We start from the raw sequence: 21425 nt of genomic DNA, 5'->3' as shown, positions 1-21425 counted from the left end.
GCTCGATCTCGTCGCGCTGACGGCCCAGCTCGGACGTGATCGAACCGAAAAGCTCAGGATCACGGTCCGACAAAGACTGGGTGAAAAAACCTGTGTCACGGAGATTGGCGTTCATGATAGCTCCACATGTCTGGGGTATTGCTTGCGGATTTCCTATCGGAAACCCTGCCGAGGCAACAGCTTTAAAGCGACGAATTGCGCCGCGTGGGCGTCAACTCTGGCCTATTGGGGAAAGGTATGTTTGTTTCGGAACCAAATGTGCAGCACCGGAAACCGGAAAAAATGAAAAAGAGAATCGCTTTTCTCGCAAGCGAGGCTGAAGTCGCGCAATCAGCCCGCGAGGTCCTGGTCGCCAAATACGGAAATGCCGCGCCGCGCGATGCGGATGTGGTGGTGGCGCTGGGTGGCGATGGGTTCATGCTGCGCACGCTCAAGAACATGCAGCACCTCGATGCGCCGGTATACGGGATGAACCGCGGGACCATCGGGTTCTTGATGAACACCTATTCTGACACCGATCTCTTGGAACGTCTCGATGATGCCGAGGTGGAGGTCATCAACCCTCTGGCCATGCGCGCCATGGATCAATCCGGGAAACTGCATGAAGCGCTGGCGATCAACGAAGTGTCACTGTTGCGCGCAGGTCCACAAGCGGCGCGTCTGAAGATCAGCGTCGATGGCCGCGAAAGGATGGGAGAGCTTGTCTGTGACGGCGCGCTTCTGTCTACGCCTGCGGGATCGACCGCGTATAACTACTCAGCCCATGGTCCGATTTTGCCGATCGGGGCGGATGTGTTGGCCCTGACCGCGATTGCTGCATTTCGACCCCGTCGGTGGCGCGGGGCCTTGCTGCCCAAAACCGCAACAGTTCGCATAGACGTGCTGGATGCCGACAAACGCCCGGTAATGGCCGATGCCGATTCTATTTCCTTTCCTGACATTGATTGGGTCGAAATCTGCTCGGAATCCGAGATCACCCATCGCATTCTTTTCGACCCCGGACATGGCCTTGAAGAGCGCCTGATTTCTGAACAATTCACTTAGAATTTCGTCAGTTTTGAAAAATAATTTTTCCTTGTGTGAACAAGTTCACATGCGGGTGAGCGTGCGATAGGTAATGTGATCTTGCCTGGAGAACACGCTTAGGTGGGAGTGAGTGGCCACCAAACAGCGTTTTCGACATACTTGCGCATTTTTTGCGCTGGCGAGGGTGGGTGGTGCCACGCTCGTTATCTGAAATCCAGGCATATTTAAGCAAGCGGACCCCGGGCACAAAAACCCGGGGTCGATTCTTTTTTTGGGGGGGGTCAGTCGGAGCGGGTCATTCGCTCCCAAAGAGGCTTGCACATCTGCCCGACCCGCGCCTCGATCGCCGCCGCCGCCTCGACCGCCAGATCTTCACGCCAACGACGCGCTGCGATCTGAACATTGATGGGCTGCAGGCCGTTGGGCAATTCTGCCAGTCTTGCCGGAACGCAGGCGGCGGGCAGGCCAAGGAAGTTCATCGCATAGGAATAGACCGCGCAGCCCAGAACCTCATGCACGCCTTCGGCCCCTTCAGTGTCGCGGTCCGGCTTGAAAAAGGGTTGAGGCAAGAAGGGAGACAGGACCAGAGGGTAGTCTTCAAGGAAGAGGGACCATTCACGGGCATAATGGCTGCGTTTGGCGAGCATTTGCAGCAGCTCGGTCTCAATGATGGGCGGAAATTCCTGAAAATAGACCTCGAAGATATCTTGGATGGTTTGGGAGCCGGCCGCTTGGATATCGGATTTCAGAAGGGTCAGAACCTCACCCATCAATGTTCGGTATCCGATGCGACCGCATTCGAAGACATCAGGGGGGTCGATCTCGTCAACCAGATAGCCCGCATCGACCAGCGCGTCGCGCGCGGTGTCCAGCGCCTTTTCGACCTCTGTATGCAGGGCATATCCGAATGTGTTCTTGGTAAAGGCCACTTTGATCGGAGCGTCCAGAGCCTCACCCCGCCATGGCAGAGGAACATGAAACGGGTCGCGCGGGTCCGGGGCGATCAGGCTGGGCATCGACAGGGACAGGTCGGCTGCGGATCGGGTGATCAGGCCCTGAACGGACATGGATTGGGCGAGTATTCCTCGCTCGGCCGTTTGGCTGGGGTTCCAGGCGGGAACGCGACCAAGGCCGGGTTTGACTGCCACCGCTCCGTTGGCGGCAGCCGGAAACCTGAGGCTTCCGCCAATGTCATTTCCATGCGCCAACGCGCCGATCCCGGCCATGACGGCCGCCCCGGCACCGCCCGATGACCCTCCGGCCGAGATATGACGCCCCCAAGGGTTATGCGTGCGCCCATAAAGCGGATTGTCGGTGTCGGCGCGGAAGGAAAACTCGGGCGTGTTGGTCCGACCGATCACGATGGCTCCGGCATTTTGAAGGTTTGACACAACCGGCGCGTCATCAGGGGCGATGACATCTTTCAGCGCTACGACCCCGTTTGTCGTGGCGTGGCCTTTCTGGTCGACATTGATTTTGATGGTTACCGGCACCCCGTGCAGCGGCCCGGTCGGTGCCCCAGCTGCCCGTGCGTGATCCAAGGCGCGCGCGCGTTTCAAGGCCTGCTGGCTCAGATCCTCGACCACAGCATTCAGATCGGGATTGACGGCATTCATGCGAGAGATGGAGGAGGCAACAGCGTCTTCAGCGCTTACATCGCCGTTGCGGGTCAGGGTGGTCAGCTCAGTGGCGCTGAGTTGCCAGATTTTGCTTTGAGTCATGGGCCCTCACTGTCTTAGCAAGACAGTAAGGGGCCTGTTTCAGGTTGCAAGAGGGGGCTCGGGTTACTGAGCGTAGCCAATCGTCTGCAACGCGTCCTTGATCTCGTCCAAGATGGCGGGATCGTCGATGGTCGCGGGCATCTTGTACTCTTTGCCATCGGCAATCGAAACCATGGTGCCCCGCAGGATCTTGCCCGAGCGGGTCTTGGGCAGGCGGTCCACCACCACGGCCAGTTTAAAGGCAGCCACAGGGCCGATTTTGTCTCGGACCATCTTGACAACTTCGTTCGAAACCTCGGCATGGTCGCGGTCGGCACCGGTATTCAGGCACAGGAAGCCCACCGGCATCTGGCCTTTCAACTGGTCCGACACACCGATCACTGCGCACTCGGCGACGTCGGGGTGGGCGGCCAGGACCTCTTCCATCCCGCCGGTCGACAGGCGGTGGCCCGCCACGTTGATCACGTCATCGGTGCGCGCCATGATATAGAGGTAACCATCCTCGTCGATCATGCCCGCATCGCCGGTTTCATAGTAGCCGGGGAAGTGGTTCAGGTACGAGCTTTTGAACCGCTCTTCGGCGTTCCACAGCGTTGGCAAAGTGCCCGGAGGCAGCGGCAGCTTGACCGCAATCGCGCCCAGCTCGCCCGGTTTCAGCGGATGGCCACCCTCGTCTAGGATCTGAACGTCATAGCCTGGCATCGGCTTGGCCGGAGATCCCAGTTTGATGGGCAGTTCCTCGATCCCCAGCGGGTTGCCTGCAATGGCCCAGCCGGTCTCGGTCTGCCACCAGTGGTCGACGATCGGAACGTTCAGCGCATCCTGTGCCCAGGTGATGGTATCGGGGTCAGCGCGTTCGCCTGCAAGATACATCGCGCGCAGGCCGGACAGATCGTACTTGCCAATTAACTCGCCCTTAGGGTCTTCTCGCTTGACCGCGCGGATCGCGGTGGGGGCGGTGAAGAAACTGCGCACGTTATGTTCGGAGATCACCCGCCAAAAGGTGCCTGCGTCGGGGGTGCCGACGGGTTTGCCCTCGAACACGATGGTGGTGTTGCCGTGGATCAGCGGGGCGTAGCAGATGTAGGAGTGCCCAACGACCCAACCCACATCCGAGGCGGCCCAGAACACATCGCCCGGATCGACATTGTAGATGTTCTTCATCGACCAGTTCAGCGCAACCAGGTGCCCGGCGGTCGGGCGCACAACGCCCTTGGGCGCGCCTGTGGTCCCGGAGGTGTAAAGGATATAGGCTGGATCATTGCCCGCGACCGGCACGCATTCGGCAGGTTCGACGCCGTATTGGAAGCCATGCCAGTTGAAGTCGCGTCCTTCGATCAGGCGTGCCACTTCCTGTTCGCGCTGGAAGATGACGCAGAACTCGGGCTTGTGGCTGGCTAGGTCGATGGCGCCGTCCAGCAGAGGTTTATAGTGAACCACGCGACCCGGCTCTAACCCGCATGAGGCGGCGATGATGGCCTTGGGTTTGGCATCGTCGATCCGCACAGCCAGTTCGTTGCTGGCAAAGCCGCCGAACACCACCGAATGCACCGCGCCCAGACGGGCACAGGCCAGCATCGCTTCGAGCGCTTCGGGGATCATCGGCATGTAGATGATGACACGGTCGCCTTTTTCAACGCCTTTGGCGCGCAGCGCACCAGCCAGCGTTGCCACTCGGTTCCGCATCTCGACATACGAGATTTCGCGCTTGGTATGGGTGATTGGACTGTCATAGATGATGGCGGTCTGTTCGCCACGCCCATTTTCCACGTGGCGGTCGACGGCGTTCCAGCAGGTATTGACCTGCGCATCGCTGAACCATTCATACAGAGGGGCATTGTCGGCGAACAAGGCTTTGCTGGGGGCCGAGACCCAATCAATGCCTTTGGCGGCATCCATCCAGAACGCCTCGGGGTCGTTTTTCCAGCCATCGTAAACGTCTTGATATGCCATCAGGCCCTCCTCCCAAAATCACTGCAATTGTTGTTAGGCAGCGATAGGGCAGTGGGCAAGCGGCGCGAGTGACGGCGCGTCAGTTTATCGCAAAATATTTGCAGGATGGCTAAAAACAGCCTGCAAATTTTTGCAAACCTCAAGATTTTATGGAATTTAGCAGGTCGAGAGTAAGGTTTTGCAAACCTGCAAATCTATGAGTGCAAAGGATATTGGTTGAGTCGGACAGCCAGACACCCACAGGATGTCTGGTGTTGAACTAGCCGCCCTAGCCGTAGTGGGTTACGGGCGTGCCCGCGATCGCTGCCATGTTCAGCAGCCCCCTTGAGGTGATCGAAGGGGTCACGATATGTGCCTTATTGCCCATACCCATCAGGATCGGACCAACTTCGATTCCGTCGGCTTTCATCTTTAAAACATTGCGCACGCCGCTTGCGGCATCCGCATGCGCGAAGATCAGGACATTCGCGGCACCTTCAAGGCGTGAGGCGGGGAAAATGCGTTCACGCAGTTCTGGGTTGAGGGCCGTGTCCAGGTTCATCTCGCCTTCATAGGTGAAGTCGCGCGGTTCGCTGTCCAGAATGGCAATTGCCTCACGCAGTCGCTTGCCCGAGCCTTCGGCCTGGTTGCCGAACTGCGACTGCGAGCAGAAGGCAATCTTGGGCTCAAGCCCGAAACGCCGCACGTGGCGGGCTGCGCCCAGCGTGATCTCGGCAAGTTCCGCCGGATTCGGCAATTGCCGTACATGAGTGTCGGCGATGAATAGAGGGCCGTCCTCGAGAATCATCAGTGACAAAGCCCCATGTGGGCGCAGGTCAGGCGTGCCCAGAACCTGCTCGACATAATTCAAATGCCAGCGGTATTCGCCGAACGTGCCGCAGATCATGCTGTCGGCTTCGCCGCGATGAACCATGATAGCGCCTATCGCTGTGGAATTTGTGCGCATTATCGCTTTGGCCAGATCGGGTGTGACGCCGCGGCGCTGCATGATCTGGTGGTATGAGTTCCAGTAGTCGTAGTAGCGCGGATCGTTTTCCGGGTTCACAATCTGCAGATCCTTGCCGGGACGGACGACCAGGCCGAGACGCTCACAGCGGGCCTCGATCACTTCGGGGCGGCCAATCAGGATCGGAGTTTCGGTCGTTTCCTCAAGGATGGCCTGTGCAGCGCGCAATACACGTTCATCCTCGCCCTCGGCGAAGACGATCCGGCGGCTTGAGGCTGCGGCGGCCTCGAACACGGGGCGCATAAGAAGGGCAGATTTGAAGACGGTCTGGTTCAGCTTTTCCTTGTAGGCCTCAAGGTCGTCGATCGGACGTTTGGCAACGCCGCTCTCCATTGCGGCCTTGGCGACCGCCGAAGATACGATCCCCACAAGGCGTGGATCGAAGGGTTTAGGGATCAGGTAGTCCGGGCCAAACGTCAGTTGCTCACCCTTGTAGGCAGCGGCGGCCTCGGCGCTTGTGGTGGCGCGGGCCAATTCGGCAATGCCTTCGACGCAGGCAATCTGCATCTCGTCATTGATCTCGGTTGCGCCGACATCCAATGCGCCGCGGAAGATGAATGGAAAACATAGCACGTTATTGACTTGATTGGGAAAATCGCTGCGTCCGGTCGCGATGATCGCATCAGGCGCGACTTCACGCGCGGCTTCGGGCAGGATTTCGGGCGTCGGGTTGGCCAGAGCGAAGATGATCGGGCGGTCAGCCATTTTCTCGACCATCTCGGGCGTCAGAACATTTGGGCCGCTTAGGCCCAGAAACAGATCGGCCCCACCAATCACGTCGTCCAAGGTGCGTAGGTCGGATTTCTGGGCGAACTGATCTTTGTGCGGATTCATATCCTCGGCGCGACCCTCATAGACCAGCCCGTGAATATCGCACAGCCAGATATTCTCGCGCTTGACGCCAAGTTTGACCAGCATGTTGAGGCAGGCGATCCCGGCCGCTCCACCGCCGGTCGAAACGATTTTTATTTCCTCGAACTTCTTGCCGGCGACGTGCAATGCATTGCGGGCCGCGGCCCCGACAACAATTGCGGTTCCGTGCTGATCGTCGTGAAAAACGGGGATGTTCATGCGCTCGCGACACAGCTTTTCGACGATGAAGCAATCGGGGGCTTTGATGTCTTCAAGGTTGATTGCGCCGAAGGTCGGTTCCAGAGCGCAGACGACATCGGCTAGTTTTTCGGGGTCGGGCTGGTCGACCTCGATGTCGAAGCAGTCGATCCCGGCGAATTTCTTGAAAAGGACGGCTTTGCCTTCCATCACCGGTTTCGAGGCGAGGGCACCGATATTGCCTAGACCTAGAACAGCCGTTCCGTTCGACACGACGGCCACAAGGTTGCCGCGTGCGGTATAGTGTTCCGCGTTCGAGGGGTCGGCCTTGATCTCAAGACTGGCCTCGGCCACGCCCGGCGAATAGGCGCGGGCCAGATCCCGGCCGTTTGCCATCGGCTTCGTGGCCTTGATTTCAAGCTTTCCGGGCTTGGGATGAGCGTGATAGTCAAGCGCGGCCTGCCGCAAGCTGGGTGTGTCAGACATCGGCGGTAAAGCTCCCCTGCAAAATTTGATTTAGCCTTAAACTATTTTTTTCGACTTGGCTATGCCGCGTCTGACGCTTGGCAGAACCCGACCGTTTCCTTGATTAATTGTCGCAAAATTTTTACAAACCGCAAACTCCTGCGAATTGTTCTGAGACACCAAAATGCCCAACGATCTCAAAATGACACCTTCCGAGGTGTTTCCACCATCCCGTTTCCGCTTTGGGGTGGACCGGTTCTGGTTCTGGGCTGCGCTCGGCGTTGCGGCTCTGATCCTCGGGTGTATTGCCCTGTTCCCGTTGCAGGCTGAGGTATTCAACCAAGAAGGCGGATTGATCGAGACGATCTCGGCGGCTGGCTTGTTTACGGCTGGGGTAGTGGCCTTGGTCAAATATCGAGGGCTAGCGCGGCTTTACATCGGCGTGGGGTGCCTGCTTCTGGCGGAGCGTGAGCTTGAGGCGGATATTTACGCCGAAGGCTCTGTGCCATTCGGGGTGCTAAGCGGCTTGGACGGTCTGCTGGACATGACGCTCGTGCGTGTCGCCCTGGCGGTCGTCGTGCTGGGGGGTGTGCTTTGGCACGGCATTCCCAACGCGTGGCGGGCGGTCAGAGTTCAGGCGCCGTTCCTTGCGATCTTTGTGCTTGCCGGAGTGGCCGCAGTTGTGGCGCAGGGGCTCGAAGAAATCTCGGGCCTGTATGAGGCCACGATGTCCTCGGTTATGAAGATACGGCTGTTTGTTCTGGAAGAAACGCTCGAGATGTATTTTTCGATTGGCATTCTGGCGTCGGTTCTGATCGGATGGCCGAAAGAACCGACTGACGAGAGCTTGCATGACCCAGACAGCGCACGCGGCGAGCACCCGCGCTGAAATCCGTTTGCCTACGCAGGAATTGCGCGACGATATTCCGTTCTACACCAAGGTTTTGGGGATGCAGATGGATATGATCTATCCTGCTGACGATCCTCGAACTGCTGTTTTTTCCGGCCATGGCCTAAGGTTGCGGATCGAGAAGGATGCGCCCGAAACCCCCGGCACTTTACGTATTCTGACCGAGAACCCTGAGGGTTTTGCCAATGGGGATCGGGTTCTGGTAGCTCCGAATGGAACGCGTATCGAAATCGAAGATCTCGATCCCCCTCTGGTGATGCCCGAAACGGTGCATTCCTTTGTCGTGCGCAGGCTCAAGGACCAAGCACCGTGGATCATCGGAAGGGCCGGGATGCACTATCGCGATCTGGTGCCGGATCGTTTGGGCGGGTCGATCATTGCCAGTCATATTCGCATCCCCGATGGCGGCCCTGTTCCGGATATGGTGCATTTCCATAAGGTCGGGTTTCAGCTGATCTTCTGCATACATGGCTGGGTCGATGTCGTTTACGAAGATCAGGGCGACAAATTGCGTCTGACCGCCGGGGATTGCTTCATCCAGCCTCCCGAAATCCGCCACCGCGTGCTGGAAGCCTCGGACAATGTGCAGGTGATCGAGATCGGCGTTCCGGCCGAACATGTCACCGAAATTGATCACGAGATGGAACTGCCGACGCCGCATCTGCGCCCCGACCGGGAATGGCAAGGGCAACGCTTTGTTTACAATCAGGCGAAAGATGCGGATTGGGTGCCGTTCCGACTGCCGGGTTATACCTGCCGCGACACCACGATTGCCGAGAACACCAAAGGGGTCGCCGGTGTTCAGGTCGTCCGGCGCGGGCAGGGTGATCCGGTCTGGGCCAGCCACGACACCGACATCCATTTCACCTTCGTCATGAGCGGAGAGGTCACTCTGGAGGGCGAAGGCCGTGACCCCTATCAACTGGAGCAAGGGGATGCCTTTGTGATACCACCGGGGATGCGCACACGCTTGTCGCAGCCCTCTGACGATGTTGAACTGCTCGAGGTGACCTTGCCGGGGGTGTTCAATACGGTTCTGGAATAAATGCGCGGTGGGGCTTCTAATCGCCCCACGTTTTCCGATAGGGTCTGAATTTCTGACCAACTGATCAAAAATGGGGAATCGCCATGTCGCTTAAAGATGCCGCCTTGAAGGTCCGCGAAAACGCCCATGCGCCTTATTCGAACTTCAAAGTGGGCGCGGCGATCCTGTCGGGATCAGGGACGCTCTATGTTGGATGCAACGTAGAAAACGTGGCCTATCCCGAAGGCACCTGTGCCGAAGCAGGCGCAATTGCCGCCATGGTCGCCTCGGGTGAAACCGAGCTGGCCGAGGTCTATGTCGTTGCCCAAAGCCCGCAGCCGGTGCCGCCTTGTGGTGGCTGCCGTCAGAAACTGGCCGAGTTCGGCGCGCGGGATGTAAAGGTCACCTTGGCGACAACCGACGGCGCCGAGTTGGAAACCACGATCGGACAGCTTTTGCCCGGCGCATTTGACGCCTCGCATATGCAGGACAGCTGATCGCATGGATGCGCGTTCGATCATCGTTAAACTGCGCCGAAGTGAAGTGCCCACCGGACCAGAGCTTACGTGGTTTGCCCAAGGTCTGGCCGATGGCAGCGTCAGTGACGCCCAGGCCGGAGCCTTTGCGATGGCCGTCTGCATGGGCGGGCTGGGCGCGCAGGGTCGTGCCGACCTGACCGTGGCGATGCGAGACAGTGGTGACGTGCTGCGCTGGGATCTGGATGGCCCGGTGATCGACAAACACTCCACGGGCGGTGTTGGCGATTGCGTCAGCCTGATCTTGGCTCCGGCTCTGGCCGAATCTGGGGCCTATGTGCCCATGATCTCGGGCCGTGGGCTGGGCCATACAGGAGGGACGCTGGACAAGCTTGAGGCGATTCCGGGCGTCACTACGCAGATCGGGCAAGAGCGTCTGGCGCAGGTATTGCGCGACACAGGGGCCGCTATTGTCGGCGCGACGGGGCAGATCGCGCCTGCGGACAAGCGTCTCTATGCGGTGCGGGATGTGACGGCGACGGTGGAGAGCCTCGATCTGATCACGGCCTCGATCCTGTCCAAGAAACTCGCGGCAAGTCCCGATGCGCTGGTGCTGGATGTTAAAGCCGGCAGCGGTGCGTTCATGAAAACCATTGAAGACGCGCACGAGCTAGCTCAGGCGCTGACCGCAACTGCTAACGCTGCCGGCTGCCGAACCTCGGCCGTTATTACCGATATGAACCAACCTCTGGCCTCGGCGCTGGGCAACGCCTTGGAGGTAGCCGAGGTCATGAAGGTTCTGACCGAAGGGGGAGCGTCTCCTCTGGCCGAAATCTCTGCCGAATTGGGCGGGGTGTTGCTGGCGGATGCGGGTATCTCTGAAACAGTAGATCAGGGCCGCGAAAAAATCGTCGAGATCATTCGGGATGGCCGCGCTGCAGAACGGTTTGGTCGCATGATGGTGGCCGTTGGAGGCCCAGTGCAATTTGTTGATACGTGGTCAAGGTTCCTGCCCGAAGCCAGCGTGATCACCGAGGTTCCATCACCGCGCGACGGGTACATCACGGCCATTGACGGTGAAGCTTTGGGGCTGGCCGTGGTGGCTCTTGGCGGTGGGCGTCAGGTGGAAAGCGATGTGATCGACCCGGCGGTGGGTTTGTCAAACATGGTACGGCTGGGCGAGCGGGTCACCAAAGGCGCGCCATTGGCCGCTGTTCACGCGGCGCGCGAGGACGCGGCAACTCAGGCGGCCCAGAGCGTATTGGCGGCGATCACAATCGCTGATGCTCCGGTTGCTGTGCCCGACCTGGTGCATGAAAGGATAATGGCATGAGCCGCGCCTTTCTCGTCGTGATGGACTCGGTCGGTATCGGCGGGGCACCTGATGCAGGCGCGTTCTTCAACGGAGATGTACCTGATACCGGGGCCAACACACTGGCCCATATCGCGCAAGCCTGCGCCGATGGGCGGGCTGAGGACGGGCGCAGCGGCCCGCTTGCGCTGCCCCATCTGGATGCGCTGGGTCTGGGTGCTGCGACGCGACTGGCCTCGGGCGACACAACGCCGGGGTTGGCGGCTCAACCGACTGGCCTGTGGGGATGCGCGCGCGAACTGTCGCCGGGCAAGGATACGCCTTCGGGCCACTGGGAACTGGCCGGGCTGCCGGTGCCGTGGGACTGGCACTATTTTCCTGACACACAGCCCGCATTTCCTCCCGATCTGAGCCAAGCAGCCGCGCAAGCTGCAGGAACCGAAGGTATTCTGGGCAATTGCCACGCATCCGGAACAGCCATCATTGCCGAGCTGGGGGCCGAGCATATGCGCACGGGCTGGCCGATCTGCTACACGTCCGCTGACAGCGTGTTCCAGATCGCCGCGCATGAGGAAAGCTTTGGCCTCGATAACCTGCTTGCGATGTGCCGAACGCTTGCGCCGCGTCTGCATGAGATGAAGGTGGGCCGTGTAATCGCGCGCCCGTTCCTCGGATCGCCCGAAGAGGGGTTCACCCGCACAACGAACCGCAAAGACTTTGCCATCTTGCCGCCCGCGCCGGTGCTGACGAACTGGGTTCAGAACGCAGGCCGCCGCGTGCACGCCGTTGGCAAGATCGGAGACATTTTTTCGATGCAGGGCATCGACACGCTGCGCAAAGGCTCCGATGCCGAATTGATGGTGCACCTGTCCGACCTGGTGGATGAGGCCGAGGATGGCAGCCTGAGTTTTGCCAATTTCGTCGAATTCGACAGCCTCTACGGTCATCGTCGCGGTATCAGCGGCTATGCCCGTGCGCTGGAATGGTTTGATCGGGAAATCGGAGCCATCCTACCAAAATTGCGCCCGGATGACATGCTGGTGTTGACGGCGGATCACGGCAATGACCCCAGTTGGAACGGCACCGACCACACCCGTGAACAGGTGCCGGTCTTGGTGGCCGGGAAAGGGTCAGGCCAGCTCGGTCAAATCCATTTCGCCGATGTCGCCGCCAGCGTTGCCCATCACCTGAGTGTACCGGCGCAAGGGCCGGGAAAGAGCTTTCTATGAGTGTCGCAGACCTTCCGAAAATCGAATTGCACCTGCACCATGAGGGCGCAGCGCCGCCTGCATTCATCCGGCAATTGGCGCATGAAAAACGCATCGACCTAAGCGGTATCTTCAAGCCCGATGGCAGCTACGACTTCCGCGACTTCGCCCATTTCCTCAGTGTCTATGAGGCCGCGTGCGAGGTCCTCAAATCGCCCGAGGATTTCCGCCGTCTGACCTTGGCTATCCTTGAGGAAAGCGCAGCCAATGGGGTGGTGTATTCCGAGACCTTCCTCAGCCCCGATTTCTGCGGAGGTGGTGATCTTCACGCGTGGCGCGACTATCTGAACGCCATTCAGGATGCCGCCGATGAGGCCGAGCGCAAGTTCGACATCACTCTGCGCGGCGTGGTCACCTGTGTCCGCCATTTCGGCCCGGACCAGGCCAAGATCAGCGCCCGGTGCGCCGCTGAAACCGCAGGCGATTGGATCACCGGTTTCGGTATGGGGGGCAATGAATCCATCGGCACTCAGGGCGATTTCAAATGGGCTTTCGATTGCGCCCGCGAGGCCGGTTTGCGCCTTACCTCTCACGCAGGTGAGTTCGGCGGCCCTGAGAGCGTGCGCGACGCGGTGCGCGAGTTGTCTGTTGAACGTCTCGGCCACGGCGTGCGCGCCATTGAAGACCCCGATATGGTGCATGAACTGATCGACCGGGATGTCACGCTTGAGGTCTGCCCAGGATCAAACGTGGTTCTGGGTCTCTACCCGGATTTCGCTGCGCATCCGATTGCGCGGTTGCGCGACGCCGGGGCGAAAGTCACCGTTTCCACGGATGACCCGCCATTTTTCCATACCACTATGCGGCGTGAATATGAGATGTTGCAGGCAGCCTTTGATTGGGATGCCGAAGACTTCGAAGCCCTGAATGAAACGGCCCTAAACGCCGCCTTTTGCGATGAAGACACCCGCGCGCGGGTCAAGAAAAGACTGGAGAACACATGAGCGAACACCTGACCGTCGTTGACCACCCGCTGGTGCAGCACAAACTGACGCTCATGCGGGACAAAGGAACCTCGACCGCCGAATTCCGTCAGCTGCTGCGGGAAATCACGCTGTTGCTGGCTTATGAGGTGACCCGAGAGCTTAAGCTGACCACCCGCCATATCGAAACTCCGATGGAGGAGATGGACGCGCCCATTCTCGCCGGTAAGAAACTGGCGCTGGTCTCGATCCTGCGTGCCGGGAACGGGATGCTGGACGGGGTGCTGGAACTGATCCCTTCGGCCCGCGTGGGATTTGTCGGGCTTTACCGCGACGAAGAAACGCTGAAGCCGGTTCAGTATTATTTCAAAGCGCCAGAGGGCCTGAAAGACCGGCTGGTTATCGCCGTGGATCCGATGCTAGCCACCGGCAACAGCTCGGCCGCAGCGATTGATCTGCTGAAAGAAGCGGGCGCGACCGAGATTCTGTTCCTCTGCCTGCTGGCGGCACCAGAAGGGGTTGCCCGCATGAAAGAGGCCCATCCGGACGTGCATATCGTTACTGCTGCACTGGATCGTGAGCTGAACTCGAAGGGCTATATCATGCCCGGTCTCGGCGATGCCGGAGACCGTATGTTCGGCACGAAATAAGCCGGATCACTCGCTGCAGATGTTTTGAAGCTGGACCCAATCGCGGTCCGGCAAAACCTGTTCCAGCGTGCGTCCGGCCATTGGGTCGGCCTCGATCAGGCCCAGAACCGTTTCCCCGGTCACATCCCGCGCATAGGCATATGGGGTCGAAGGCAGGGCGGCCTGTGCAAAAACCGACAGCAGTGCTTCATCTGTCAGAGACGGACGAGGTTCCGACAGGACTTGCTCGGTATAGCTGTCGACGATCTCGGGCGTCAGGCCCCCGGTCGTCAGCAGGCGAAAGGCCGAGGAGGCGCCGGTTCTGTCCAGAACATCATCCAACGGGTCTTGTGCCTCGATACGGGCGCGCTCGGCGATGACATAGCCGGCGGCCACGGCGGGATCTTCATGATCCTCGACCAAGGCCCGGTTCAACAAGACCGTCCCGCCCGGCAGGCTGAGGCTGTCCTGCACCCCGGCGGGCAGGATAATGATCTGCCGCACGCCCGTGCGCTTAGCCAGACGATCCAAAGAGGCCTGCGCATCGCGTGAGGCACAGGCGCGCCCCGAGACCCGCTCGATTCGTTTCAGAATCTCGTCACCGATGTCCTGCCGTTTGACCTCGGGCACGACCGAGACCACATGGTTTTGCAGGGCCCCGGGCAACCAAAGCAGCAACACCGCCAGAACAGCGGCGACGACGCCTGCGACGCTAAACCATCGCAACCGACCGGGATGCGGACGCGAGCGGTCGATGGCGCGCTGCAGCCGGTCGATAGCCTCGAGCATCGTCTTTTCGCTTTCGGCCAGTTCCAGCGTTTCGTCCGGGTCGCCGTCAGGGTTGAAAATCGCAGGGAAACTGCCCGGATTCTGCCGCTCCAACGCGGCCAGAGACCAGTGCGTCAGCGCCCGGTCATTGAAATCCGAGATCGTCAGGGTCGCCTCACCAATCGAGACCACAACCTCGCGCCGCTGATCATCGGGCGAGGGGCGCCACAGACCGGTGGCTTCGATCCGCTGGTACTGTTTCAGGGCCGTCATCTGGATTGGGCTGCTCGTGTTTTTCTTTTGCCAAAGCATAGCATGTGGAAATCACGGGGCGCAAACCTGTTGCGCAGGCTTTCAGAAATATGCTGGATGGCACAAGCGCTGTTGCGCGTATCCAACCCGAGGCAGGACATGCAGCCAGGCAAAGAAACCCTCCCCTTTTTGGCCTCGGTGCTGATGGTCTCGGCGATGGCCATTCTTGGCGTGATCGACAACGTGGTGATCCTGCTGGCCGAAACCATCGGGCTGTGGCAGTTCCATCTTAGCCGTGCTGTTTTGATGTTGCCTCTGATCATCGGACTGTCCCTGTTGGGTTTGGGAAGTCTGCGGCCAATACGGCTGCGGTTTGTCCTGCTGCGCAGCGTTCTGATCGCGACGGGCATGTTGTTCTATTTCGCGTCGCTGGCGTTGATGCCTATTGCGCAGGCCCTGGCGGGTTTGTTCACCTCACCGATGTTCGTGCTGTTGATATCGGCGCTAGGGCTGAAACAAGTCATCGGACCATGGCGCATCGGCGCGGTTCTACTGGGGTTCATGGGCATCCTGTGCGTGTTGCAACCCAACCCGACCGAGTTCGATGTTAGGACCTTTTTGCCGGTTGTCGGAGGGTTCTTCTACGCGCTCAGCGTGATTGTCACGCGGACCTATTGCTCGGATGAAAGCACGGTCGCCCTTCTGGCAAATAATATGCTTGTTCTGGGCGTTGCCGGGGCCATCGGCTTGATCGTTTTCACGGCCTTTCCCGCATCCGGACCCGACGGTCCCGAAGGCTTTGTGACCCGTGGTTTGGTCTTCGATATGCGCGCTGCCTTGCCATGGGTCGCGGTGCAGGCCGTCGGGTCCACCGTGGCCGTTTTCATGATGATCAAGGCCTATCAGGTCGGAGAGCCCTCATTCGTTGCCGTGTTCGAATATTCGATCATGATCTTTGGTCCTCTGTTCGCCTGGGTTGCCCTTGGACAGACGATCGGAGTGATGCAGATCTTTGGCATCGGCCTGATTGCAACAGCTGGCGCAGTTCTGGGCTGGAGAGCCAGGCGCGCGGCCCCCGAGCAGGAGGTCGCATGATCATCTCTCGCGGCCGCCGCTATGTGTTTGTGCATATTCCAAAGACGGGGGGAACTTCGCTTGCTTTGGCGCTGGAGCAGCGGGCCATGAAAGATGACATCCTGTTAGGAGACACGCCCAAGGCCCTGAAACGGCGGCGCCGCGCCAAGGAACTGACCGCGCGGGGAAGGCTGCACAAACACGCGACGCTTGAGGATATCGACGGGGTGTTGCCAGAGGGTGAACTTGAGGCCATGTTTGCCTTCACGCTGGTTCGCAACCCTTGGGATCGCATGGTCAGCTATTACCACTGGCTACGCTTTCAGAGTTTCGCGCATGAGGCTGTCACCCTGTCCCAGCAATTGGCGTTCGAGCCTTTTGTTCTGCACCCAACCATTCGTCGTTCGTTTCAGGACCATCCGGCGCGGCGCTATATGACCCGCGCGGATGGGGTCGAACAGTGTCAGTTGTTCATACGGTTGGAACAGTTCGAACAGGACGCTCAAGCTCTGTTTCGCCATCTGGGGTTTGAGGTGGAATTGCCCCATATCAACCCCTCGGACCGGCAGGCGGATTATCGGGCGTACTATTCAGACGTGTCCGCCCAATCTGTGGCAGAGACCTGCGCAGAAGACATCGAGAGATTCGGCTACGCTTTTGACGCGACGACCGGCTTATAGTTTCCGATTAGTTGATAAACCCACTCTTGCACTGCTTTCTGTCGCGAAAACCCCTCGTTTTAGCCCAAATCGGGCGTAAATACGGCGAAACTAAGACCGAAAGCCGCTAGGTCTGCTATCTCTTGAGATGTGAGTATTTGTGCCAAAAGGGGGTTCGGCACGTGTTGGAAGTAGTGAGTTTTTCGGATGTTTCCGAGTATCATGACGATGCGGATCTGCCAGTTGCGCTGGACGCAGTGTCATCGCGCAGAGGAGGGTTCCTGCACGGAACCAAAATCGCGACCACCAGTGGATGGAAGCTAATCGAGCGTATCGCCGCTGGCGATTTGGTTCGAACGCTGGATCACGGATTCAAAGAAGTCCGCAGAGTCTCGACCAGTTGGGTCAATATCCCCGCAGGTGAGAGGCGATCAGCCCATCTACCGATCTTTGTGCCTGCGCGGGCGGCCTATAACGGGCGCGCGGTTTGGTTGATGCCGGAACAGGGTGTCGCGCTGGATCGCGGCAAACTCGACCTGACGGATCAAGGTGTTTCTGTTTTGCCTGCGCGGCTTCTGGACGGAGCCTGTCGGTTGTCCTCGCAGTCGCCGGGATCGTCCTTCGAGGTCACGACCCTGTTCTTCGACCAGGACGAGGTGATCTATATCGAGGGTGGCTTGCAAGCCTATTGCCCTTCGGGGCGCTTCAGCCGCACGTCTGGTCAGGCAAAAGAGTATGCGGTGGCCGACGAAGACGCTGCGACTGCGTTGGTCGGTGCGCTTGCTGCAAGTGGTGAGATTTCGGCACTGGCGAACCCATTGGGCGCTTTGCCTGCTCCGATCCCGACGGATCCGATTTTCCCGATCCGCCCAGCGGCGGGTATTCGTAGGCCCGGACGGCCGGGTCGACCAAATGCGCCGGTTCTGTTTCTCCGGCCTGAATGGCAAACCGCTCCGGCTGTTCAGTAAGGAAGACGCAGGCGCAAGGGGAGTTGCGCCTGCGTCGTTGTTTTAAGCGGCTTTGGCGTCCGGGTTGAACCGGCCGTAGAAGCTTTGACCTTTTTCAGCCATTTCACGCAGCAGGGGCGGGCAGGCGAAACGCGCGCCATAGGCCTCGGCCAGTTGATCGCAACGCTCGGCCGCGTAGGGCGTGCCGATGATGTCCAGCCAGCTGAGCGGACCACCGGACCAAGGCGCAAAGCCCCAACCCAAAATCGCGCCCACGTCACCTTCACGGATGTCTTCCAGAACGCCTTCTTCCAGCGCACGGACCGCTTCCAGAACCTGTGCGAACATCAGACGTTCCTGCACTTCGATCAGGTCAGGCTGCTCAGCGGCCAGAGGGTACTTGTCCTGCAGACCCTTCCAATATTCGACGCGTTTGCCCTTCTCGTCATAGTCGAAGAAGCCTGCATTGGCCTTGCGACCCAGACGGCCCTGTTCCTCCATCCAGAAGATCAGATCGTCCGAAGGGCTTTCGGGATAGGCATTGCCCATCGCCGCCTTGGTCGCACGTGCAATCTTGGCACCCAGATCAATTGAGGTTTCGTCGGTCAGCTGGATCGGTCCCACCGGGAAGCCCAGCTGACGCGCCGCGTTGTCGATCAGGATCGGGCTGACGCCCTCGGTGATCATGCGCGCGCCTTCGTTGATGTAAGGGATGATGCAGCGGTTGGCGTAGAAGAAGCGCGCATCGTTGACCACGATTGGCGTCTTCCGGATCTGGCGCACATAGTCCAGAGCCTTGGCGACGGCGCGATCACCAGTTTCCTTGCCTTTGATGATCTCGACCAGGAACATCTTCTCAACGGGTGAGAAGAAGTGGATGCCAATGAACTGCTCGGGCCGGACGGAGGCTTTTGCCAGATCGGTGATCGGGAGGGTCGAGGTGTTCGAGGCAAAGATGCAATCCTCGGGGATGATCGCCTCGACCTTTTTGGTCATATCGGCTTTCACACCGGGGTCTTCGAACACGGCTTCGATAATCAAATCGCAGCCTTTCAGATGCTCTAGATCAGGGGTCGCGGTGATGCGGGCCAGCAGGGCCTCTTTCTTCTCAGCCGTGGCTTTGCCGCGCTTGATACCCTTGTCCATGTAGCTTTCGGAATAGGCCTTGCCCTTGTCGGCGGCAGCCTGATCACGGTCGACCAGAACAACCTCCATCCCGGCCTGCGCCGAGACCAGAGCGATACCGGCGCCCATCATGCCAGCGCCCAGAACGCCGACCTTTTTAACGCGCTGATCGGCCACATCTTTGGGGCGAACCGCGCCTTTCTCCAAGGCTTCCTTGTTCAGGAACAGCGACCGGATCATGGCCGATGATGAGGGATTCATCAGGACGTTTGTGAACCAACGCGCCTCGATCTTCAGGGCGGTGTCGAAGTCGACCAGCGCCCCTTCGTATATCGAGCTCAGCAGAGCCTTGGCAGCCGGGAAGGCGCCTTGGGTCTTGCCGTTCACCATCGCGTTGGCACCAACGAAAGTCATGAAGCCAGCAGGGTGGTAGGGCGCACCGCCGGGCATTTTGTAGCCTTTCGCGTCCCAAGGCTTGACCAGATCGGCGTCTTTGGCGTTCAGAACCCATTCCTTGGCTGCTGCGACCGGATCGTCCGAAACATCGTCGATCAGCTGTGCGCCCTTGGCTTTCTTCGGGTCCATCATTTTGCCTTCCAGCAGGACCGGAGCGGCTGCCATCGCACCAACCATACGGCTATAGCGCATGGTGCCGCCACCACCGGGGAAGATGCCCAGCAGGATCTCAGGCAGGCCGATCTTGGACTTTGGGCTATTGGTCATGACGCGGTGGTGACAAGCCAGCGCGATCTCGGTCCCGATGCCGGCGCAGGTGCCGTTGATGGCACAGGCGATCGGCTTGCCGCCCTTCTTGGTCTTGGGGTCCATGCCCGCCAGTTCCAACTTGCGCAGTATGTGGTGGCCGCCCATGACAAAATCGAACAGCGCCTGCGCCGGTTCATCACCGGCCTCCTGACGGATGGTGGCCAGCGTGTTCAGGTCCATGCCACCCGCGAATGAGCCTTCTTTGCCCGAGGTAATAACGATCCCTTTGATCTCATCATCGCTCAGGGCCTGATCGATCAGCTGGCTGACCTCCTGAAAGGCCTCGCGGGTCAGAACGTTCATGGATTTGCCCTGAGCATCCCAGGTCACAAACGCGACGCCGTCTGCGTCTTTGGTCAGAGTGAAATCAGTCATTGTCATCTCCAATCTGGTCAGCCGTCAGTGGGCTGCCGTCTTTCCGGGTGAAAGAGAATCCGTTCTCATCATCCTTCACCATCATGTCTATGTCGCTGTAGTAGCCGGTCTCGGTCGGGGTCCGTGTGCCCACCACTAGAAAACTCGCGGGCGCATCGGTCTTGTTCACAAGGTGATGGCCGTTGGCCTCACCGGCTGGCCACGCGGCGCAGTCACCGGGCAGCATCTCATGCTCACCATCGTCGTCGATCAGCACGCATTTGCCGCTGAGCATGACGGCAAACTCGTCCTGCTCCATGTGGTAGTGGCGCAGCGAGGACAGAGCCTGCGGTTCAAGCCGTACGATGTTGACCCCGAACTGGGTCAGTCCGCCTGCATCTCCGACGCCTTGGTTGAAACGGCCAACGACCGCTTCTGCGAGTTTGCCGGGATAAGACGAGCCACCCTTGAACGGGATCTGAGAAAGATCCAGCTTGGGCATCAGACCCGCTCGATAATGGTTGCCGCACCCATGCCGGACGCAATGCAGAGCGTGGCGAGACCGGTCTCCTTGTCCTGACGCTCCAGCTCATCCAGCAGCGTGCCGATGATCATGGCACCGGTTGCACCCAGCGGGTGACCCATTGCGATCGAGCCGCCGTTGACGTTTACCAGCGCCGGATCGACATCGAACGCCTGCTGGAAGCGCAGCACAACCGAGGCGAAGGCTTCGTTCACTTCGAACAGGTCCAGATCGCTGATCTTCATGCCGTTGTCGGCAAGGATCTTCTCGGTCACCGGAACCGGGCCGGTCAGCATGATGGTCGGGTCGGTGCCGATCTTCGCAGTTGCTTTGATGCGGGCGCGCGGCTTGAGGCCGTATTTCTCACCGAATTCCTTGTTGCCGATCAGAACAGCGGCTGAGCCGTCAACGATGCCCGAGCTGTTGCCCGCGTGGTGGATGTGGTTGATCCGCTCCAGATGCGGGTATTTCAGCATCGCGACTTTGTCGAAGCCGGGCATTTGCTCACCCATCATCTGGAAGGACGGGTTCAACGCGCCGAGGCTCTGCATGTCGGTACCGGGGCGCATGTATTCGTCGCGGTCCAGAATGGTCAGGCCGTTCTGGTCCTTGATGGTGATGACCGACTTCTCAAACCGGTTGTCTTCCCAAGCCTCTGCCGCGCGTTTTTGAGACTCTACGGCCAGTGCGTCGGCGTCGTCACGGCTGAACCCATACTCGGTCGCGATGATGTCGGCCGAGATGCCCTGCGGCACGAAATAAGTGTCCATTGCCAGCGTCGGGTCTACGGCAATCGCAGCACCGTCGCTGCCCATGGCCACGCGGCCCATCATCTCAACACCACCAGCGATATAGGCGTCGCCCGCGCCGCCTTTAACCTGGTTCGCGGCCAGGTTCACGGCTTCCATGCCCGAGGCGCAGAAGCGGTTGATCGCAAGACCAGGGATCGACTGGTCGAGGTCCGAGGCCAGAACCGCCGAGCGCGCAAGACAGCCGCCTTGCTCCATCACCTGCGTAACGTTGCCCCAGATCACATCCTCAACGGCGTGGCCTTCGAGGTTGTTGCGTTCCTTGATCGCGTTCAGGGTCAAGGCGGACAGGCGCACCGAGGTTACCTCGTGCAGGCTGCCATCCTTACGGCCCTTGCCGCGCGGAGTGCGCAGGGCGTCATAAATGTAAGCTTCGGTCATGGGTC

General features: G+C 59.6%; 18 protein-coding genes. 11 read left to right on the top strand and 7 right to left on the bottom strand.

Translation table 11 applies throughout. The features are described 5' to 3' along the window. Positions 1-237 precede the first annotated feature (237 nt). Entirely contained in the window at positions 238-1044 is an 807-nt protein-coding gene (locus tag ACR0KL_RS03645) for an NAD kinase (protein ID WP_170676686.1), read from the top strand. 263 nt (positions 1045-1307) lie between these two features. Here ACR0KL_RS03645 and ACR0KL_RS03640 read toward each other — a convergent pair whose 3' ends face one another. The 3 genes from ACR0KL_RS03640 to ACR0KL_RS03630 form a co-directional block, all read right to left on the bottom strand. Beyond that, complete coding sequence (locus tag ACR0KL_RS03640) at positions 1308-2747, bottom strand: amidase family protein (protein ID WP_170676684.1); 1440 nt, start codon at positions 2745-2747, stop codon at positions 1308-1310. 63 nt (positions 2748-2810) lie between these two features. Continuing rightward, positions 2811-4700: a propionate-CoA ligase PrpE gene (prpE, locus tag ACR0KL_RS03635; RefSeq protein WP_480776637.1), complete on the bottom strand. Its 1890-nt coding sequence runs from the start codon at positions 4698-4700 to the stop codon at positions 2811-2813. 268 nt (positions 4701-4968) lie between these two features. Beyond that, on the bottom strand, positions 4969-7242 hold the full coding sequence (locus ACR0KL_RS03630) for an NADP-dependent malic enzyme (RefSeq protein ID WP_170641064.1): 2274 nt from the start codon (positions 7240-7242) through the stop codon (positions 4969-4971). 163 nt (positions 7243-7405) lie between these two features. On the opposite strand from ACR0KL_RS03630, the gene ACR0KL_RS03625 reads away from it, so the two are divergent. The 7 genes from ACR0KL_RS03625 to upp all read left to right on the top strand — a co-directional run bounded on the left by ACR0KL_RS03625 (position 7406) and on the right by upp (position 13784). Next, positions 7406-8110, top strand: a complete 705-nt coding sequence (locus ACR0KL_RS03625; protein ID WP_170552672.1) for a hypothetical protein — start codon at positions 7406-7408, stop codon at positions 8108-8110. Continuing rightward, a complete protein-coding gene (locus ACR0KL_RS03620; RefSeq protein ID WP_170676680.1) occupies positions 8073-9176 on the top strand; it encodes a cupin domain-containing protein in 1104 nt (367 codons plus the stop codon). The genes ACR0KL_RS03625 and ACR0KL_RS03620 overlap by 38 nt, the downstream gene beginning before the upstream one ends. Before the next feature lie 83 nt (positions 9177-9259). Beyond that, positions 9260-9652, top strand: a complete 393-nt coding sequence (locus ACR0KL_RS03615) for a cytidine deaminase (protein ID WP_170465629.1) — start codon at positions 9260-9262, stop codon at positions 9650-9652. Positions 9653-9656: 4 nt separating this feature from the next. Beyond that, positions 9657-10964 carry a thymidine phosphorylase gene (locus ACR0KL_RS03610; protein ID WP_480776636.1) on the top strand — a complete coding sequence of 436 codons (1308 nt, stop codon included), beginning with the start codon at positions 9657-9659 and terminating at the stop codon, positions 10962-10964. After that, a complete protein-coding gene (locus tag ACR0KL_RS03605; RefSeq protein WP_480776635.1) occupies positions 10961-12172 on the top strand; it encodes a phosphopentomutase in 1212 nt (403 codons plus the stop codon). Before ACR0KL_RS03610 ends, ACR0KL_RS03605 begins: the two co-directional genes overlap by 4 nt. Next, complete coding sequence (locus ACR0KL_RS03600; RefSeq protein ID WP_170676674.1) at positions 12169-13155, top strand: adenosine deaminase; 987 nt, start codon at positions 12169-12171, stop codon at positions 13153-13155. The genes ACR0KL_RS03605 and ACR0KL_RS03600 overlap by 4 nt, the downstream gene beginning before the upstream one ends. Beyond that, entirely contained in the window at positions 13152-13784 is a 633-nt protein-coding gene (upp, locus tag ACR0KL_RS03595; RefSeq protein ID WP_170374268.1) for a uracil phosphoribosyltransferase, read from the top strand. Before ACR0KL_RS03600 ends, upp begins: the two co-directional genes overlap by 4 nt. Before the next feature lie 6 nt (positions 13785-13790). Here upp and ACR0KL_RS03590 read toward each other — a convergent pair whose 3' ends face one another. Further along, positions 13791-14804, bottom strand: coding sequence for a hypothetical protein (locus ACR0KL_RS03590; protein WP_170676672.1), 1014 nt, complete (start codon positions 14802-14804; stop codon positions 13791-13793). A 96-nt stretch (positions 14805-14900) separates the two neighbouring features. Between ACR0KL_RS03590 and ACR0KL_RS03585 the strand changes: the two genes are divergently transcribed. From ACR0KL_RS03585 to ACR0KL_RS03575, 3 genes are all read left to right on the top strand, one after another. Next, positions 14901-15878 carry a DMT family transporter gene (locus ACR0KL_RS03585; protein WP_480554526.1) on the top strand — a complete coding sequence of 326 codons (978 nt, stop codon included), beginning with the start codon at positions 14901-14903 and terminating at the stop codon, positions 15876-15878. After that, positions 15875-16537 (top strand): sulfotransferase family 2 domain-containing protein, encoded by a 663-nt coding sequence (locus tag ACR0KL_RS03580; RefSeq protein WP_170676670.1) that lies wholly within the window; start codon positions 15875-15877, stop codon positions 16535-16537. Before ACR0KL_RS03585 ends, ACR0KL_RS03580 begins: the two co-directional genes overlap by 4 nt. A gap of 161 nt (positions 16538-16698) precedes the next feature. After that, positions 16699-17484 (top strand): Hint domain-containing protein, encoded by a 786-nt coding sequence (locus ACR0KL_RS03575; RefSeq protein ID WP_480554524.1) that lies wholly within the window; start codon positions 16699-16701, stop codon positions 17482-17484. Positions 17485-17526: 42 nt separating this feature from the next. On the opposite strand, the gene ACR0KL_RS03570 is transcribed toward ACR0KL_RS03575, so the two are convergent. From ACR0KL_RS03570 to ACR0KL_RS03560, 3 genes are read right to left on the bottom strand one after another with little or no spacing between them, the layout of a single operon-like run. Next, positions 17527-19728, bottom strand: coding sequence for a 3-hydroxyacyl-CoA dehydrogenase NAD-binding domain-containing protein (locus ACR0KL_RS03570; protein WP_170676668.1), 2202 nt, complete (start codon positions 19726-19728; stop codon positions 17527-17529). Then, on the bottom strand, positions 19721-20209 hold the full coding sequence (locus ACR0KL_RS03565; RefSeq protein ID WP_170676666.1) for a cupin domain-containing protein: 489 nt from the start codon (positions 20207-20209) through the stop codon (positions 19721-19723). The genes ACR0KL_RS03570 and ACR0KL_RS03565 overlap by 8 nt, the downstream gene beginning before the upstream one ends. Then, positions 20209-21420 carry an acetyl-CoA C-acetyltransferase gene (locus ACR0KL_RS03560; protein ID WP_170767050.1) on the bottom strand — a complete coding sequence of 404 codons (1212 nt, stop codon included), beginning with the start codon at positions 21418-21420 and terminating at the stop codon, positions 20209-20211. Before ACR0KL_RS03560 ends, ACR0KL_RS03565 begins: the two co-directional genes overlap by 1 nt. Positions 21421-21425: the final 5 nt, after the last annotated feature.

This window comes from Ruegeria sp. C8 (assembly GCF_056537565.1).
This window is presented reverse-complemented; position numbering and strand designations above follow the sequence as displayed.